This window comes from Hydrogenophaga sp. T2 (assembly GCF_049843535.1).
Taxonomy (GTDB): domain Bacteria; phylum Pseudomonadota; class Gammaproteobacteria; order Burkholderiales; family Burkholderiaceae_C; genus Hydrogenophaga; species Hydrogenophaga crocea.
The window spans coordinates 1-18,256 of record NZ_JBBHZJ010000007.1; the positions used below are offsets into that span (position 1 = coordinate 1).

Here is an 18,256-nt window from a genome sequence, read left to right on the forward strand (position 1 = left end):
GGGCGTAGCTCAGGCTTTGATCGCCGAAGACCGCGGCGGTGGCCTCGGGCGTGGCCGCGGCCTGGGCCTCGACGAGGCGGTGCACGGGCCGCGCATCGAAGGCGTCGTGCGCGCTGGCGTTCCAGTCCACGAGTTGTTGGTGGCGCTGTGCGGGCGGCAGCACCTCGATGGCCAACGCGGGCGTATCGGGCGCGTCGAGCAGCGCGTCGGCCAGGCCCTGCAGGGCCTGCTGCAGTTGCGCGGCCAGGGCCTCGGGGGCGATGCCGGCGGCGCACTGGGCCCCGATCTCGAAGCCGTCGCCGAGGTCGTCGATGGCGACCGCGATCGGGTAGTGCGTGCGTTCCCAGCGCGACACCGGGCGCCCCAGGCCCGCGGGCGCGGCCAGGGGCTGGTGCCGGTGGTTGAAGCTGGTGTTGAACAGGGGCTCGCCGTGCGGCAGGCCGGCGGCCTGTTGCGCCAGCGTGAGCGGGGCCTGTTCGTGGCGCACGAGTTCGCGCAGGGCGCTCTGGGTCTGGCGCAGCGCGCGCGCGGCGCTCAGCCCCGCGAGCGGCAGGCGCAGCGGCAGGGTGTTGACGAACAGGCCGACCGTGCGGCCCAGGCGCGCCGCGGGGGTGAGGCGGCCCGAGAGCACGGTGCCGAAGACCGGATCGCTGCGCTGCGCGGCGCGCGCCAACAGCAGGGCCCAGGCGGTGTGCGTGAGCGTGGCGCTGGTGCAGCCATGCTGGCGCGCGGCGCGGCGCAGGCGCGCGGCCTGGGCGTGCGGCAGGCGCAGGCGGTGGCTGCGCACCTCGCCGGGCTCGGCGCGGTCCAGGCCGAAGGCCCGGGTGCCGGCGTCGAGGCCCGCGAACTGCTGGCGGAAGAAAGCGTCGTGGTCGGCGGCCAGCCCGGCGCGCGTCGCCTGCACGAAATCGCGGTAGTCGGGCGCCGGCGGCAGCTCGGCTTCGCGGCCGGCCACGATGGCGTCGAGCTCTTCGCGCACCAGGTCGAACGAGACCTGATCGAACACCAGGTGGTGCATGCGCAACGCCAGCAGCCAGCGGCCGTGGGCGGCGTCGTGCAGCACGTCGCAGCGCACCAGCGGCGCTTGCGCGAGGTCGAGCGTGTGGGTGAGCGGGTCGCTCAGCGCTTCGAGGCGCGCGAGCGCGTCGTCGCCCGGGGCGGCGGCGTGCTCGTGCACCGGCAGGCTGGCCTCGCGCAGCACCACCTGCACCGGGTGCGGCAGCCCGTCCCAGGCGAACAGGGTGCGCCACGCGCCGTGGCGTTGCACCAGGCGCTGCAGGCCCTGCAGCGCGGCGTCGAGCGCGGCGCGGTCGGCAAACGCGCCGATCTGGCGCGCCACGTAGGCGTCGCCCCGCGGCTGCAGCTGCGCGAGCACCAGCAGGCCTTCCTGCAGGGGCGCGAGGCGGTAGACGTCCTGCACGTTGGCCGGGCCGCCGGGCACGCGGGCGGCCAGGCGTTCGAGGTGCGTGGCGTCGAGCTCGGCCAGGGGCACACGATCGGGGGTGAGCGGGGCGTCGCGGTGCGGGCTGGCGGCCGCGGGCGCGCGCGAGCGCCAGGCCCGCCACAGCGCGTGCGCGCCGCTTTCCAGGTCGGGCTGGGCCAGCAAGGCGCCGGGTGCGATCGCGAGGTCCAGGGCTTCGTCGAGGCGCGCGAGCACGCGCACCGCGCTGAGCGAGTCGAGGCCGTTTTCGACGGCCGAATGGGCCAGCGACAGCGCCTGGGTTTCGCGGCCCAGGGCGTCGGCGCAGGCCGCGAGCAGCAGGGCGGCCATGGCCGCCTGTTGTTCCGTTTCGCCCGTGGCCGAGCGCAAGCGCGCCACCAGGTCACCCAGATCGCTCTCGCCCGGCGTGGCGCCGTCGGCACCGAAGCGCTGTTGCAGCACCACCTGCAGTTCGCCGGCCTGGAACAGCTCGGCGCAGCGGTGGCGGCGGATCTTGCCGCTGGAGGTGCGGGGCAGGGAGCCCGAGCGCACCAGCACCAGGGTGTGCAGCGGCAGTTCGTGTTCATGCGCCACGGCGCGGCGCATCGCGGCCATCAGGGCGGGCAGGTCGGCGTCGCGCTCGCGCTTGTCGAGCTCCTGCACCAGCACCACGGCTTCGCCTTCGGGGCCGGCGAGCGCGAACGCCGCACCGTGCCCGGCGCGCAGGCTGGGGTCCACCGCCTGCGCGGTCCATTCGATGTCTTGCGGGTAGACGTTGCGCCCGCGCACGATGATCAGGTCCTTGAGGCGGCCGGTGACGAAGACCGAGCCCGCGCGCAGATAGCCGAGGTCGCCGGTGCGCAGCCAGGGGCCGCTGCCATCGGGCAGGGTGGCTTCGAAGGTTTCGCGCGTGCGCTCGGGCTGCTGCCAGTAGCCCGCACCCACGCAGTCGCCGCGCACCCAGATCTCGCCGATCTGCGACTCGCCCAGGCGCACGCCATTGGCGGGTTCCACGATGGCCAGCTCCAGGCCGCCGATGGGCTCGCCGCAGGCCACGATGGGCGCCACGCGGTCCGCACCGGGCGCGGCCGCACGCACGGCGTGGGCGGCCAGCGCATCGGGGTCGAGGCGGTCGGCTTCCAGGCCGCGGCCCGCGGGCGTGGTGCTCACGCAGAGCACGGCTTCGGCCATGCCGTAGGCGGGCTTGACCGCGTCGGCGCGCAGGCCGTGCACCGCCAGGCGCTCGCTGAAGCGGCGCAGGGTGTCGGCGTGGATGGGCTCGGCGCCGCAACTGCAGTTGAGCAGGCTGTCCAGCGCGGCCTGCCAGCCCGGTGCGTCGTCCAAGGCCTTGAGGCAGGCGACGTAGGCGAAGTTGGGTGCGCCGCTGTGCGTGATGCGCCAGCGCTCGACCGCCTCGAGCCAACGCAGGGGCCGCCGCAGGAAGGCCAGGGGCGACATCAGCCAGGCCGGCGCGCCGGCGTGGAACGGCCACAGCAGGCCGAGCACCAGACCGTAGTCGTGGTAGTGCGGCAGCCAGCACAGGATGCGGCTGTCGGCCCCGATGCCGTGGGCCGCGGTGGCGTGGCGGCACTGCGCCAGCACCTGCTGGTGCGTGAGCATCACGCCGCGCGGGGCCGAGGTCGAGCCCGAGGTGTATTGGAGGTAGGCCAGCGATTGCGGCTTCACCGCATCGGCCGCAGCCAGCACCGCGGCGGTGTCGGGCGCCGCACCGTCGGGCTCGGCATCGACGAGGACGCAATGGGCGGTGTCCAGCGCGAAGGACTCGGGCGAGGACGCCAGGATGTCGCGGATGCCCTCGGTGCAGAGCAGCACCGCGGCCTGGGCGTCGCGCGCCACCGCCTGCAGGTGCGGCGCGCTGTTCTTGAGGCGGGCGGCGTCGGGCGCGGGCACGGGCACGGCCACGCGGCCGGTGAGCAGACAGGCCCAGAAGGCGCAGACGAAATCGAGACCCGGGGGCAGGGCGATCAGCACGCGGTCGCCGGCGGTGCTGCACGCGAGCAGGCGGCTGGCCAGGGCGGTGACGCGCTGCTGCAGCTGGCCGCGGTCGAGCGACTCGGTCTGATCGAGCGCGCCGCGCACGAACGTGAAGGCCGGTTGCCGCGGGTCCGCGCAGCGCGCCAGGAACAGGCGTGAGAGGGTCGGGCAGGCGCTGGCTTCGGTGGGGGCAGCAGCCGCAGGCGGAGCCATCATGCGCGCACCAGCTTCTGACGGATCCACGCCGTCGTCATGTCGATGAACGCCTGTTTGGCGGGCCCGCTGGTGATGAGGTGGTCGGTGTTCTCGAGCATTTCGAATGAGACGCGGGGCAGCCAGGGCTGGCCACGGAACATGGCGGCGAATTGACCGCGGTGGTTGAACCACTCGGGCTGGCCGCCGCAGTAGGCGAAGAGCAGTTCGACGCCCTGCGAGGTGAGGCGTTCCACACGGGCCATGAATTCTTCTTTGGGCGGCGAGGTCGACATCTCGCCCTTGGGCTTGGGCGGGGTGTTGTCGGGCGCCACGAGGCGCAGCCGGCGCAGCAGCATGACCGCGGCCTTCTGCGCCGAGCCGGCCAGGCCGGCGCGGCCGATCTTGAAGGCCAGGGTGCGCAGGCGCGACTGCAGCGTCTGGTAGGCGTACATGTCCCACAGCAGCACGGCGCGCATGCGCGCGTCTTCGAGCGCCACCAGGTGGCCGATGATGGCGCCCGAGCACAGGCCGACCATCATGAAGCGGCCGCAGCCGAACTGCGCCTGGGCCGCGTCCATCACGTCGCGCGTATCGGCCACCCATTGCTGCGTGACGGTGCGCGTGCTGCTGCTGCGCTGGCTGTCGCCCAGGCCGCTCATGTCGAAGCGCACCGAGGGTATGCCCATGTCGGCGAGCACGCGCGCCAGCAGCACGTTGATGCGGTGCGGCCCGCTGCGCGGGATCACGCCGGAGTTGCTCAGGATGACCACCAGGGGCGTGGACGCGCCGGGCAGCCGGTTGGCGGGCGTGAAGGTGGCCACGAGATGGCCCTCCGCGCCCACGATTCGGGTGTGTTCCTGCATGGGATCAGTTCAGAGTGGCGAGCATCACGCGCGGGATGTCGGGCGGGGCGATGGCGGTGCCCATGGCCTGACTCGACATCCAGTCGGTGGGGTGTTCGACCGTGTGCAGGCGCAGCGCGGGCAGGCCGGCGTGCGCTTCGAAGGGGTTGGCCTGGCCGGGCTTGAGCGCGCAGGTGATGCGCAGCCCGCGCCGCAGCGCCGGCGCGAGCTTGAGCGCACCCAGTTCGCGCAGGCCCGCCACCAGGCGTTCGCCGAGCGCGAAGCCGAGCACGTCGCCGGGCACCTGGGGCTCCTGCACCTTGCCGCTGGCGCGCAGCTGCGCCCAGGGCTGGGCGAACATCATCGCGAGTTCCTGGCGGTGGCCGGCCAGCAGCGCTTCGAGGTAGGCCGCGCCGTCGAGCACCGGCTCCCACAGCACCAGGTGGCGCGGCGGCGTGGGGGCCAGCAGCGCGGCGCGCAGCGCGATCACCGCGCCCAGGCCCATGCCGAACCAGTGCACGGGCACGCTGCCGTCGCCGGCGAGCTGCTGGTGCGCGGTCAAGGTGTCGCGCACCCAGTCGTCGAGCGACTGGGCCTGCTCGTCACCGGGCGAATCGCCGGTGCCGTGGTAGTCGAAGCGCAGCGTCTCCACGCCCTCGCGCGAGAGGCGTTCGGCGGCCACGCGGAACACGGCGGCGCTGCGCACCGCTTCCTGGCCGATGGGGCGGCACAGCAGGAAGCGCGCGCGCGGGGACGCGCCGTTGTCGGGCGCCAGGTGCACGCCCACCATGGGGCGCTCGGGCGTGCCGAAATGCTGGATCGAGATGCTCATGGGCGCAGGAGGGCTCAGGCGCGCTGCACGAGCCGGCGCAGCCGGCCCAGCAGCCCGCCCGGGGCGGTGCCGGCCGGGGCCGGGTTGGCGGCGGCGGGCGCGGGCGCTTCGGCCTGCAGGCCGTCGTAGGCGGCGGCGAGCTGGGCCAGCGATTCGGACACCAGCCGGCGCGGGCTCACCTGTTTGCCGATGCGCTTTTCGAGCCGTTGCACCGCCTGCATGGCGCTCAGCGAGGTGCCGCCGAGGTCGAAGAAATTGTCGTTGCGGCGGATGGCCGTGGTGCCCAGCAGCTCGCTCCAGACCGCGAAAACTTCACGCTCGGTGGCGCTGCCCTGGAAGTGCTCGGCGGCCTGACTCGCGGCGCGGCGGCGCGGGCGCGAGGCGGTGGCCAGCAGGCGGCCGTCGGGGGTGCTCGCGAGGCGCTCGAGGCACAGCAGGTCGGTGCGCGCGCGCGCGGCCGCCGGCAGCGCGGCGTTCAGGCGCTGGCCGGCGCGCTCCATCAGGGCGTCGACACCGCCGTCGGGCACGCTGGCGTCGAGTTCGATGCCGATCTGCAGGCGGCGTTCGCCCGTGGCCGTGGTGTGCAGCGCGCTGGCCACGCGCGCCACCAGCGGCAGCTGCGCAAGGTCTTTCTCCAGGGCGTCGAGCGCCAGCCGCTCGCCGGCCAGCACGGCGTGCGGGCCGTCTTCGCCCAGGTACTGCAGCACGCCATCGGCGCGCCAGCGCGCGCGCATGCCGCTGGCGCGCCACGCGCCATCGCTGCCGCGCAGCCACAGCGGTGCGGCCACGGCGAGGCCGGCGGGCCGGTCGGCCGCTTCGCCCACCACCACGGTGCCGGCCAGCAGCGGGCGGCCGAACACCGCGTGCTGCGCCACGCCGGACGCCCAGCCCGCGGCCAGCGGCAGGCCGGTGGCGGTGTCGGTGGCCATCTGCAGCACGCTGGCCTGCGTGGCGCTCAGCGCCTGCATGAGCTCCTGGCTGTTCTCGCGCACGTCGATGACGGCGATGCCCGAGAGCGCCCGGCCGGCATTGGCCGCGAGCAGGGCCGACCAGGCGGCCGCGTCGGCGGCCACCAGGCCGGTGCTGTCGGCGCGCAGCGCCTCCAGCGTGTCGGGGCGCTGCGCGGCGTCGGCCGGCAACAGCACGAGTTCGGCGCCCTGGCGCGCGGCCAGGCCGAGCAGCGCCAGCGCGAGGCCGGGGCGCGCACCAATGGCGAGCAGGCGGTCGCCGGGCAGCAGCTGCACCTGCGCGGCCAGCGCTTCGACCGTGTCGGACGCGCGCGCCCGGTCGGGGCCGGCGAGCGCCTGCACCAGCTGGTCGATCGGGTCGGTGGCGTCGGGTGCGGGGCGCGCGGCCTGCACGCGCTGCAGCAGTTCGCCCGCGCTCAGGCTGCGCTCGCCTTGGCGCAGCACGGCCGCGCCGCTGTGGCGCTCGAGCAGCTTGAGCAGGTCCGGCCCCTGCACGGGGGCGGCGTCGAGCGCGAGCACGCGGGCGCGGTCGGCCTCGGTGGCCTGCAAGGCGTCGGCGATGCGCTGGTTCGGCTGTTTCGCCAGGCCCAGGAAGGTGGCCAGGAAGCGCTCGCGCAGCCAGGCCGCGGTCTCGGGCAGGAACAGGCCGGTGTCGTACTGGATGCCGCCCTCGATGCCGGCGGGAATCTCGACCAGCCAGAAGTTCAGGTCTTCGGTCGCGCCGCGGTGGCGGAAACGCGTGCGCTCGTGCGTGAGCGGGCCCCAGTTCTTGGGCCGGGCGCGCGCGTCCTGGAAGGTGAACAGCGCCTGGTAGAGGCGACCGTGCTGGCCGGGCTGCAGGTTTTCCAGCGCGGCGGCGATGCGCTCGAAGGGCACGTCCTGGTTGGCGAAGGCCTCGACCATGGTGGCGCGCACGTGCTTGATCCACTCGATCCAGGTCAGCTCGGGACGCACCGCCAGGCGCACCGGCAGCATGTTGTTGAAGAAGCCCATGATGGGCTCGAGGTCGGGGTGCGGGCGGCCCCGCACCGGCACGCCGATGGTGGGCTGCGGCTCGTCGAACAGCTGCGAGGCCAGCACGGCGTAGACCGACAGCGCCACGATGCTCAGCGTGGAGCCGGTCTGCTTGGCGATGTCGCGCACGCGTTCGGCGTCGGCCGATTCGATGCGCATGAACTCGGTGGCGCCCACGCGCTGCGCGCCGGGCAGGCGCGGCAGGTCGGCCTGCGGGGTCTGCACCGGGCGTTGCACGAACTGGCGCTGCCAGTGGTCGAGCTGGCCCGCGATCTCCTCGCTCTGCATCCAGGTGTTGTGCCAGGCCGCGAAGTCGGTGTATTGCAGCGGCATGGGCGCGAGCGCGGGCTCGCTGCCATCGAGCATGGCGGTGTAGAGCGCACTCATGTTCTCGTAGAGCAGGTCGAACGACCAGCCGTCCCAGACCACGTGGTGCGTCATGAAGAAGAACAGGTGCTCCTGCGTGTCCAGGCGGATCAGGCGCGCACGGAACAGCGGCGCCTGGTCGAGCACGAAGGGCTGGTGCAGCCAGCGGCCGACCAGCTCCATCGCGGCGTCGTTGCGCTGATCGGCGGGCAGCTCGCTCAGGTCTTCCACGGGCAGCAGCGAGCAGGGCACGTGGTCGAGCGTGCGCTGCACCCAGGTGTCGCCGTCGCGCACGATCACCGTGCGCAGCGAGGCCTGGCGCTGCACCATGGCCTGGAAGGCGCGGTCGAACAGCTCGGGCTGCATGGGGCCGCGCAGCCGGTGCACCGAGGGCACGTGGTAGACCACGCGGCCGGGCTGCATCTCTTCGATGAAGCGGATGCGCTCCTGCATCTGCGTGAGCGGCGCCTGGCGGCGCTCGGGCTCGTGCACCAGCGGGGCGCGCTTGGGCGTCTTGCCGCCGCGCTCGTTGTCGATCGCGCGCGCGAGTTTTTCCACCGTGGGCGACTCGAACAGCACGCGCAGGTTGAGCTGCAGGCCCAGGCCCTTGTTGAGCTGGCCCATGAGCTTGGCCGCGAGCAGCGAATGGCCGCCGAGCGCGAAGAAGTCTTCGTCGACGCCGACGGCGGGCAGCTTGAGCACGGCCTGCATGGCCTCGAGCACGGTGCGCTCGGTGTCGGTGGACGGCGGCTTGAGCGGGCCGCTGGAGGCCGGTGCGGTGGCCACGGGCGCGGGCAGGGCCTTGCGGTCGATCTTGCCGTTGGGCAGCAGCGGCAGGGTCTCGAGCAGCACCACCTGCTGGGGCACCATGTAGTCGGGCAGGCCGATCCGCAGGGCGTCGCGCAGCGCGGCGGGTTCGGGCGTGGTGGCGGATGTCGTGCCGGGCGCGGGCACGGCGTAGGCGATCAGGCGCACGTCGCCGGGCGTGTCTTCGCGCGCCATCACCACGGTGCGCGCGATGCCGGGCAGCGCGGCCAGGCGGGCCTCGATCTCGCCGAGTTCGATGCGGTAGCCGCGGATCTTCACCTGGAAGTCGAGCCGGCCCAGGTGTTCGAGCGTGCCGTTGTCCAGCCAGCGCGCGAGGTCGCCGGTGCGGTACAGGCGCGCGCCGGGCACGCGGCTGAAGGGGTCGGCCACGAAGCGCTCGGCGGTGAGTTCTTCGCGCTTGAAGTAGCCGTTGGCCACGCCGGTGCCGCCGATGCACAGCTCACCTTCCTGGCCGATGGCGCAGGACTTGCCTTGTTCGTCGAGCACCCAGACCTGGGTGTTGGCGATCGGGTGGCCGATGCTGATCTTCTGCGCGGCGTCGGTGATGCGGCTGAGCGTGGACCAGACCGTGGTTTCGGTGGGGCCGTACATGTTCCAGAGCTCGATGCCCTGGGCCAGGAGCTTGGCCGCGAGCGAGGGCGGCAGCGGTTCACCGCCGCAGAGCGCGCGAAAGCCCGCGGGCGCCTGCCAGCCGGCGTCGAGCAGCATGTGCCAGGTGGTGGGCGTGGCCTGCATCACGTTGATGCGCTGCTCGCCGAGCAGGCGGCCGAGCACCTCGGCGTCCATGATCTCGTCGCGCTGCGCGAGCACCGTGGTGGCGCCCGTGACCAGGGGCAGGAAGATCTCGAGCACCGCGATGTCGAACGACAGCGTGGTGACGGCCATGAGCCGGTCGCTGGCTTTCAGGCCGGGCTCGCGGCCCATGCTCGCGAGGAAGTTGCTCACCGCGCGCTGCGGCACCACCACGCCCTTGGGCTTGCCGGTGGAGCCCGAGGTGTAGATGACGTACATGGGCGCGTCGCCCGCGGGGTTGTGCGGCGCGGGCAGGGCCTGGTCGCTCGCGGCGTCGATGGCGGCGCGGTCGTCGTCCACGCGCAGCTGCTGCTCGCGCGGCAGGCCGCTGAGCGCGGCGTTTGCGGCCTCGGTGATCACCAGGCGCAGGCCGGCGTCCTCGGCCATGTAGCTCAGGCGGTCCTTGGGAAAGTTGGGGTCGAGCGGCACGTAGGCCGCACCGGTCTTGAGGATGCCCAGCAGCGCGGGCACGAGCTCGGGGCCGCGCGCCAGGCACACGCCCACCAGGCCACCGGGGCCGACGCCGCGCTGCGCGAGCAGTTGCGCGAACTGGTTGGCGCGGCGTTCGAGCGCCCCGTAGCTCAGCGACACGCCTTGGGCCACCAGCGCGGTGGCATCGGGCGAGGCCTGGGCCTGGCGGCTCACCGAGGCCTCCACGCGCGTGGCCACGTCGAAGGGCACGTCGGTGGCCTGGTTCCAGGCGATCAGGCGCGGGTCGGCGCTGGCGGCGGGGCCGGGCTGGGCAACGCTGCGCGCCGCGGGCGCAGCGCTGGCCGGCACGGCCGGGGCTTTCACGGCGGCGCTCACGCCGTTGAGGCGGTCGATCTGCGCCACCAGGCCATCGACCAGCGCCTGGGCGCACGCGGGGCTGAAGAACTCGGCGCTGTGGTGCAGGTCGAGCGTGAGGGCGTCGTCCTGCTCATAGAAGTTGAAGAACAGCTCGGCCAGGATGCCCTGCTTGCGGCCTTCGTGCAGGGCGGCCTGCAGCGGCAGGTAGGCCGAGAGGTCGACCTTGGGGTTGAGGTTGAAGTAGATGCCGGTGAGCGGCGGGCGGTCGCCGCGGCTGGGCAGGCCCAGCGCGCGCGCGAGCGTGCCCTGGGTCATCACCGGGTACTCGAGCGCGTCCATCAGGTGCGAGCGCACGCGCGCGAGCAGGGCTTCGTCGCTGTCCTGCGGGCCGCACGACAGGCGCAGCGGCAGGTCGAGCACGCCGTCGGCCATGAGGGGGCCATGGCGCTGCAGCGACTGGCTTGCGTAGGGAATGCTCACCACGAACTCGGGCTGGCCGCTGCGCTCGTGGATGAGGCGCGTGACGGCCGTGAGCAGCCACTGGAACAGCGTGGCGCCGCGCGCCTTGGACTGGCTGCGCAGGCGCTCGTAACGCTCGCCGGCCAGGCGCACGCGCACGGTGTCGGCGCTGAACTGGCGGCGGCCTTCGGGGTTGCGGTCGCCCAGGTTCACCGGGGCCGGCGGCTGTTTGAGGGCCTCGCGCCAGAAGGCCAGGGCTTCCCGGCCCTGCGGGCTGTCCATGCGCGCCTGCTCGGCCTCGGCAAAGGCCAGCGGCGATTCGGCGGGCTTGAACTGCGGCGCCTGGCCGCGGCAGCGCGCCTGGTAGGCCTCGGCGAGCTCGGCGTTGAACACGCTCGAGGCCCAGCCGTCGAAGATCAGGTGGCTGGCGACCACGTGCACCACCACGCGGCCGTCGGCCAGGTCGAGCAGGCTGAAGGCCGCGAGCGGGGCCTGGTCGAAGGGGAAGTCGCGCTGGCTCGCGCGCGTGCAGAAGGCGTCGAGCGCGGCATCGGCGTCGGCCTCGTGGCGCAGGTCGACCTCGGTGATCTCCACCGGGCGCGGCTCGTGCGCGTGCTGGCGCGGCTCGCTGGTGTCGAAGCTCAGGTGGAAGGCGGCATGGCGCTGGGCCACGTCCTGCAGGGCCTGGCGCAGCGCGGGTTTGCTCACGTTGCCGCGCAGGCTCACGCAGAAGGACTCGTTGAGCGCGCGGCGAGCGGCGTCGTCGAAGGCGCCGACCAGCCAGCGCTCGGTCTGGCCGGGCGAGAGCGCGGCCTCCACCGGGGCCGGACCGGCCACGGGCGCGGGCGTGCCCGCCGGGGCGGGCGCGCTGCCGGGCAGCGGCGGCACGGGCTGGCCGCCGCCGGGCGAGCCGCCGTCGCGGCGCGTGATGAAGCCCAGGGCCATGAGCTCGTCGAGCGCCTGCAGCATGGTGTCGGCGATGCGGGTCGTGATCTCGTCGGTCATGGCCTCGGTCACGAAGTGGCCGAACTGCTCGTACACGTGCAGGCCGAGGTGGCGGATCAGGTAGTAGAAGAGGCTGACGTTCTTCTGCCCGTCGTCCCAGTGCAGGCGCCAGATGGACGCGCAGTTCACCGCGTTGCAGGGCGCGCCGCGCTGCGCGAAGCCGGCGTTGAGCCGGTCGACCATGCGCTGGGTGCGCGCGTTGATGGTGTCGTAGAAGGCCTGGCCCTGGCGGTCGATGTGCAGCAGCGAGGCGTGTGCGGCCGCGAGCGCGAGCGGGTGGCGCACGAAGGTGCCGGCGAAGTAGGTGACGCCGGCCTCGGGGTAGGAGTCGTCGCCGTACTGCCAGTGGCCGCCGTCGAGCGCGTCGAGCCAGTTCGCATTGCCCGCGATGGCCGCGAAGGGCAGGCCGCCGCCGATGACCTTGCCGTAGGTGGCGATGTCGGCGCGCACGCCGTAGAACTCCTGCGCGCCGCCGCGGCCCACGCGAAAGCCCGTGACGACCTCGTCGAAGATCAGCGCGCAGCCCGACTGGTCGGCGATCTGGCGCAGCGCCTGCACGAACTCGCGCGGGCGGATGTTGGGGTACTTGTTCTGGATCGGCTCGGTCATGATGGCCGCGAGCTGCGGCCCCTGCTCGCGCAGCACCTTGAGCGACTCTTCGCTGTTCCAGTCGAGCACCAGGATGTTCTCCACCGCGTTGGCGAGGATGCCGGGCGCGGCCGAGAGCGAGCGCAGCTGGCGGGTGCCGCGCACGATGACCTCGTCGAAGATGCCGTGGTACGAGTTGGTGAAGATGGCGATCTTCTTGCGGCCGGTGACCGTGCGCGCGATGCGCATGGCGCCCATCACGGCCTCGGAGCCGGTGTTGCAGAAGCCCACGCGCTCCATGCCGGTGAAGCGCGAGATCAGGCGCGCCACGTCGGCCGACAGCGGGTGCTGCGGGCCCACCTCAAGGCCGAGGTCGAGCTGCTGGTGCATGGCGGCCAGCACGTCGTCGGGCTGGTAGCCGAGCATGTTGGCGCCGAAGCACGAGAGCAGGTCGATGTATTCGTTGCCGTCGAGGTCCCAGAGCTGGGCGCCCTTGGAACGGTCGACCACGATGGGGTAGACCAGGTCTTTCCAGAGCGGGTTGAAGCCGGTCACCACGCGCGGGTCGGCCATCACCTTGCGGTTGTCCTGGCTGAAGGTCTTGGACTTGCCGGTGCGCGCGTTGTAGCGGGCGATGAAGTCGGTGATCCAGCGCTGCTGCGCGGGCGTGAAGTCCTGGCCAGCCTGCAGGGTGAGGCGCGGCGAAGCGCCGAAGGGTTTTTCAACCAGCGACTTGAGCGTGGGCTCGCCGCTGTCGGCGGGCTGGGCGGCGGGCGCGGGCGCCGCGCTGGCCACCGGTGCCGCTGCGGGTGCAGCGGGGGCAGCGGCGGACGGCGCCTCCACCGGCGCCGCCTGGAGCACCACCGGCGCCACGGCCGCGGCGGGCACGCCCGACAGCAGCGCGAGCTGCTGCGACATGAGCTGCATCTGCTGCTGGATCAGCTGGTGCACGGCGGCGCCGCCGGCCACGGGGGCCAGGGGGGCCATGGGCACGAAGGCGGCCGTCGGGTGGATCGGCGCCATGGCCGGCACGGCCATCTGCGCCACCGCGGGCGCGACCTGCGCGGCCTGCGCCACCGGGGCCACGACCGGCGCGGGCGCGGGGGCCGGAGCAAAGCGCCCGGGCGGCAGTTGCTGGTCCAGCAGGGCCGCGAGCTTGGCGACGGTGTCCAGGTCTTCGAGCAGGCGGCGGAAGCGCAGCTTCAGGCCGAACACGCGTTCGATCTCCAGCGTGGCCTGGGTGAGCGACAGCGAGTCCAGGCCCTGGTCGACGAAGGTGGCGTCGCTGGCCAGTTCGGCGGCGGGCAGGCCGGAGACGTCGCTGAAGACCCGCTTGAGTTCGGCTTCGATGGTGGGGATGCGGCTCATGGGCATGGGAAGCTGCTCGGGAAAAGAAGGGGACGCCAGCGCGGGCTGGGCGTCGGTGACGGGCGAGGGGGCCGCGGGGGTGCGGCGCTCGAACCAGTGGCGGGTGCGCGCGAAGGGGTAGCCGGGCAGGGCCACGCGCGGCGCCGTCGCGGCGACCGGCCAGGCCAGCTCGACCCCGGCACTCCAGAGCGCGCCGATGGCCGACAGGGCCACCACCGCGGGCTGGCCGGGTTCCTGCGCCGGGCCCAGCAGGGCCAGGTTGCGCGGCACGGTGTTCTTCGCGGTGCGGTGCTGGCGCACCAGGGCCGACAGCGCCTGGCCGGGGCCGACCTCGACGAACACCACGTCGGCGTGCGCGAGCTCGGCGCTCACGGCCTTGCTGAACAGCACCGGTGCGCGCACCTGGTGGGCCCAGTAGGCGGGGTCGGTGGCCTGGGCTTCGGTGAGCGGCTCGCCGCTCACGCATGAGTAAACCGGCACGCGCGGCGCGGCCAGCCGGGCCTGCGCCAGCGCCTGTTGCACGCGGGGCAGCGCGCCGTCCATCGCGGCGCTGTGGAAGGCGTGCGAGACCTTGAGCCGCGTGCAGCCCACGTCCTGGGCTTCGAGCGTGACGGCCAGGGCCTCGATGGCGGCGAAGGGGCCGGCCACCACGGTGAGCGCGGGCGCGTTGCAGCCTGCGATCTCCACCTCGGGCGGCAGGCGCGGCGCAAGCGCGTCGGCCGCGAGGCGCACCGCGAGCATGGCGCCGGGCGGCTGGTCGAACATGGCCTGGCCGCGCGCGACCACGGCGGCCACGGCGTCTTCGAGCGACATCACGCCCGCATGGCAGGCGGCCGCGTACTCGCCGATGCTGTGGCCGATCAGCGCCTGCGCGCGGATGCCCAGGCTTTCCAGCCAGGCGCCGAGCGCGTACGACATGGCAAACAGCGCGGGCTGGGCGTGGCGCGTTTCGGCCAGTTGTCGGCCCACGGCCTCGTCCTTGGGGTCGTCGTGCAGCAGCCAGGGCAGCAGGTCGGTGCCGAGGCGGGCCTGCACGCGCCGCAGGCAGTTCTGCAAGGCGTCGCGGAAAGCGGGCGATTCGTCGAACAGGCCGCGCGCCATGCCGGGGTGCTGCGAGCCCTGGCCCGGGAACACGAAGACCACGCGCGGCGCGGCGCTGGCCGCGCTCGCGCTCTTGATCTGGCGCAGCGCCTGCACCGCCTCGGCGGTGCTCGTGGCCACGGCACAGGCGCGCTGGCCCATGGCACGGCGACCGCGCATGAGCGTGGCGGCCACACCGGCCAGGGGCAGTTCGGGGTGGCGTTCGAGGTGGTCGGCCAGGTCGCGCGCGCGCGCCAGCAGTTCATCGGGCGTGCGCGCCGACAGCGGCAGCAGCCAGCGCTGGCCGTCGTCGGCGGGCAGCGGTCGGGCCGCGGGCGCTTCTTCGAGCACCGCGTGCGCGTTGGTGCCGCCCACGCCGAGCGAACTGACGGCCGCGCGGCGCGGCGCGGCGGGCGTGCGCGGCCAGGGCGTGTTGGCCGCGATCACGTGAAAGGGCGTGTGCGCGAAATCGATCTGCGGGTTGGGCGCGCGGAAATGCAGCGTGGCCGGGATGGTGCCCTGGTGCAGCGCCAGCGTGGCCTTGATCAGGCCCACCACGCCCGCGCCCGCGGCGAGGTGGCCGACGTTGCCCTTGACCGAGCCGATGCCGCAGAAGCCGTTGTCGGCCGTGCCGTCGCGCCAGGCCTGGGTGAGCGCGGCGATCTCGATCGGGTCACCCAGCGAGGTGCCGGTGCCGTGGGCCTCGACATAGCCGATGGAGCGTGGGTCGATGCCCGCGTGGTCCAACGCCATGCGCACCGCCTCGGCCTGGCCGCTGACGCTGGGCGCGGTGAAGCTGGCTTTGTCGCCGCCGTCGTTGTTGATGCCCACGCCGCGCACCACGGCGTACACCGTGTCGCCCGAGGCGATCGCGTCTTCGAGCCGGCGCAGCACCACCATGCCGCCACCGCTGCCGAACACCGTGCCACTGGCCTGGGCGTCGAAGGGTCGGCAGTGGCCGTCGGCCGATTCCATGCCGCCTTCGACATGCAGGTAGCCCGTGGCCTGGGGCACGTGCACGTTGGCCCCGCCGGCCAGCGCCACGTCGCATTGCCCGCTGGCCAGCGCGTGCCAGGCCTGGGTGAGCGCCACCAGGCTGGTGGAGCACGCGGTGTGGATGCTGATCGCCGGACCGCGCAGGTTGAGGCGGTTGGCTATGCGGGTGGCGACGTAGTCTTTCTCGCTCGCCAGCATGGTGGCGAACTCGCCGTACTGCTGCACGAGTTGGGGCTGTTCCTGGCGCAGCGCGGGCGCGTAGGCGTTGTTGCCGGTGCCCGCGTACACGCCGATGCGGTCGTGGCCGCGCGTGTGGTCGATGCCCGCGTGTTCGAGCGCGTCAATGCTCAGTTCGAGCATCAGGCGCTGCTGCGGATCGAGCATGGTGGCTTCGCGCGCGGAAATGCCGAAGTGGGCGGCGTCGAAGCGGTCGGCCTCGTCGAGCATGCCGTGCGCGGGCACGAAATTGGGCCGCGCGCGCAGCTCGGCCGGCACGGCGGGGTCGAGCTCCTCGGGCCGGAAATGGCGGATGCCTTCGCGGCCCTCGAGCAGGGCCTGCCAGAAGGCGTCGAGCCCGTTCGCCCCAGGCACGCGCACGGCCATGCCCACGATGGCGATGCCCTGGGTGGCGCCCACCGGCGCGCTGCGGCGCGGGCCGCGCGCGGCGCGCTGGCCTTCGAGCGCGGCAGCGATGCCCGCCACGGTCGGGCGGTCGTACACGTCGGCCACGCCCACGCGGTTCACACCGGCCTCGCGCAGGCGCGCCACGAAGCGCATCACCAGCAGCGATTTGGCGCCGAGGTCGAACAGGTTCTGGTCGTCGGCGAGTGCGGGCAGGCCCAGCAGTTCCTGCCAGAGCTGGCGCACCAGCGCACGCGGTTCGGTGGCGGCGGCCGCCGGCGCGGCCTCGACCACGGGCAGCGGCAGGTTGCGGCGGTCGATCTTGCCGCTGGGGGTCACGGGCAGGCGCTCGAGCGCGACGTAGCGCACCGGCACCATGTATTCGGGCATGCGCGCGCGCAGGAACTGCCGCCATTGGCCGATCAGCGCGGCCAGCGCGTCGGCGCCCGCGGGCGCGTGCAGCACCACGTGGGCCACGAGTTGTTTGCCCACGCCGGGCAGGTCGGGCGCGGTGACCACCGCCTCTTTCACGGCCTCGTGGGCCATCAGCGCCACCTCGACCTCGCCGGGCTCGATGCGGAAACCATCGACCTTGACCTGCTGGTCGGCGCGGCCGAGGTAGGTGATGACGCCGGCCGCGTCCTGGCGCACCAGGTCGCCCGTGACGTACCAGGTGCCGGCGCGGCCGTCGGCGTCGCGGCGGAAGCGCTCGGCGCTGAGTTCGGCGCGGCCCAGGTAGCCGTTGGCCAGCGTGTCCCCGCCCAGCAGCAGCTCGCCCTGGGTGGTGCCGTCCTCCAGCGGCTGGGCCTCGTGCAGGGCCACCTGCACATGGGGCAGCGGCACGCCGATCGGCGGGATCTCGGGCCAGTGGGCGGCATCGCCCGTGAGCTCGTGCGCCGTGACCACGTGGCTCTCGGTGGGGCCGTAGTGGTTGTGCAGCTCGGCGCCAGGCAGGCGCTGGAACAGGGCCCGGATCGCGGGCGTGACCGTGAGCTGCTCGCCCGCGCTCACCACCTCTTTGAGGTCGACAGGCACGGCCTCGCGCGAGGCGTCGGCGATCATCTGCAGCGCCACATAGGGCACGAACAGGCGTTCGACGCGGCGTTCGATCAGCGCACGGTGCAGCAAGGCCGGGTCGCGGCGCTCGGCTTCGGGCACCAGCACCAGGGTGCCGCCGCAGGCCAGGGTGGAGAAGATCTCCTGGAAGTGCACGTCGAACGACAGCGGCGCGAACTGCAGTGTGCGCGCGGGCTCGCCCAGGCGCGGGTGCCGGGCGTGCCAGTGGATCAGGTGGCGCAGCGGCCGCTCGCCCATGGCCACCCCCTTGGGGCGCCCGGTGGAGCCCGAGGTGAACAGCACGTAGGCCAGGTCGGGTCGGGCCGCGTGCAGGTCGGCGGTGTCGGGCGCGGGCTTTTCCAGCGTGGGCACCGGGCCCACGAGCTCAGCCAGGCGCTGCAGCGCGGGCGCTTCGCCCACCACGGCGCGCGGGGCCGCGTCTTCGAGCATGGCCTTGAGGCGTTCGGGCGGGTAGGCGAGGTCGAGTGGCACATAGCCCACGCGCAGGTGGGCGGCGGTGAGGATCGCGATGACGGAGTCGGGCGAGCGCGTGGCGGCGATCGCGATGCGCTGGCCCGGGGCAATGCCGGCCTGGCGCCAGTGGGCGGCCTCCTGTTCGACGCGGGCGAGCAGGGCCTGGTAGCCGAAGCTGTCGCCGCCGGCCGCTTCGAGCGCGGCGCGCTCGGGCCAGGCCGAGGCGCCACGCACCAGCCAGTCGCCCAGCAAAGGCGGCTCTCCAGCCTGCGCGGCCCCGCGCGTCTTCTCACTCATGAATCACCGCCCCTCTTCGCCGAAACCGGGAAATCTAATACAAAATAGCACTACCCGAAACCAACTGTAACTACCCTGCGCACAGCCGCTACCCCCATACGGGTGAGAGTATGTGAACTAATTGGAATTACGGGTCAAGACGGATGAAACGTGCGTGTCCGGGGTCGGATGGTGCGGCTAGGCTGTGGCCGCAGTCGCATCCGGACCACAGCCGGGACGGCGCACGACACAAATACCATGGGGCATCGCGAGGAGAAGACATGCTATCGAG

General features: G+C 73.3%; 4 protein-coding genes. All 4 read right to left on the minus strand.

Features of this window, described 5'->3' with window-relative positions; genetic code table 11:
- A partial coding sequence (locus WDZ95_RS16435) for an AMP-binding protein (RefSeq protein WP_425779970.1) occupies positions 1-3,631 on the minus strand: 3,631 nt, incomplete at its 3' end.
- Positions 3,628-4,473, minus strand: coding sequence for a hypothetical protein (locus tag WDZ95_RS16440; RefSeq protein ID WP_425779972.1), 846 nt, complete (start codon positions 4,471-4,473; stop codon positions 3,628-3,630). The genes WDZ95_RS16440 and WDZ95_RS16435, both read right to left, overlap by 4 nt.
- A 4-nt stretch (positions 4,474-4,477) precedes the next feature.
- Complete coding sequence (locus tag WDZ95_RS16445) at positions 4,478-5,284, minus strand: alpha/beta fold hydrolase (RefSeq protein ID WP_425779974.1); 807 nt, start codon at positions 5,282-5,284, stop codon at positions 4,478-4,480.
- 14 nt (positions 5,285-5,298) lie between these two features.
- Entirely contained in the window at positions 5,299-17,985 is a 12,687-nt protein-coding gene (locus WDZ95_RS16450; protein WP_425779976.1) for an amino acid adenylation domain-containing protein, read from the minus strand.
- Positions 17,986-18,256: the final 271 nt, after the last annotated feature.

Excerpts from the sequence above, each read along its gene's own strand:
- WDZ95_RS16440 (WP_425779972.1), bottom strand. The coding sequence starts at position 4,473 with ATGCAGGAACACACCCGAATCGTGGGCGCGGAGGGCCATCTCGTGGCC.
- WDZ95_RS16445 (WP_425779974.1), bottom strand. The coding sequence starts at position 5,284 with ATGAGCATCTCGATCCAGCATTTCGGCACGCCCGAGCGCCCCATGGTG.
- WDZ95_RS16450 (WP_425779976.1), bottom strand. The coding sequence starts at position 17,985 with ATGAGTGAGAAGACGCGCGGGGCCGCGCAGGCTGGAGAGCCGCCTTTG.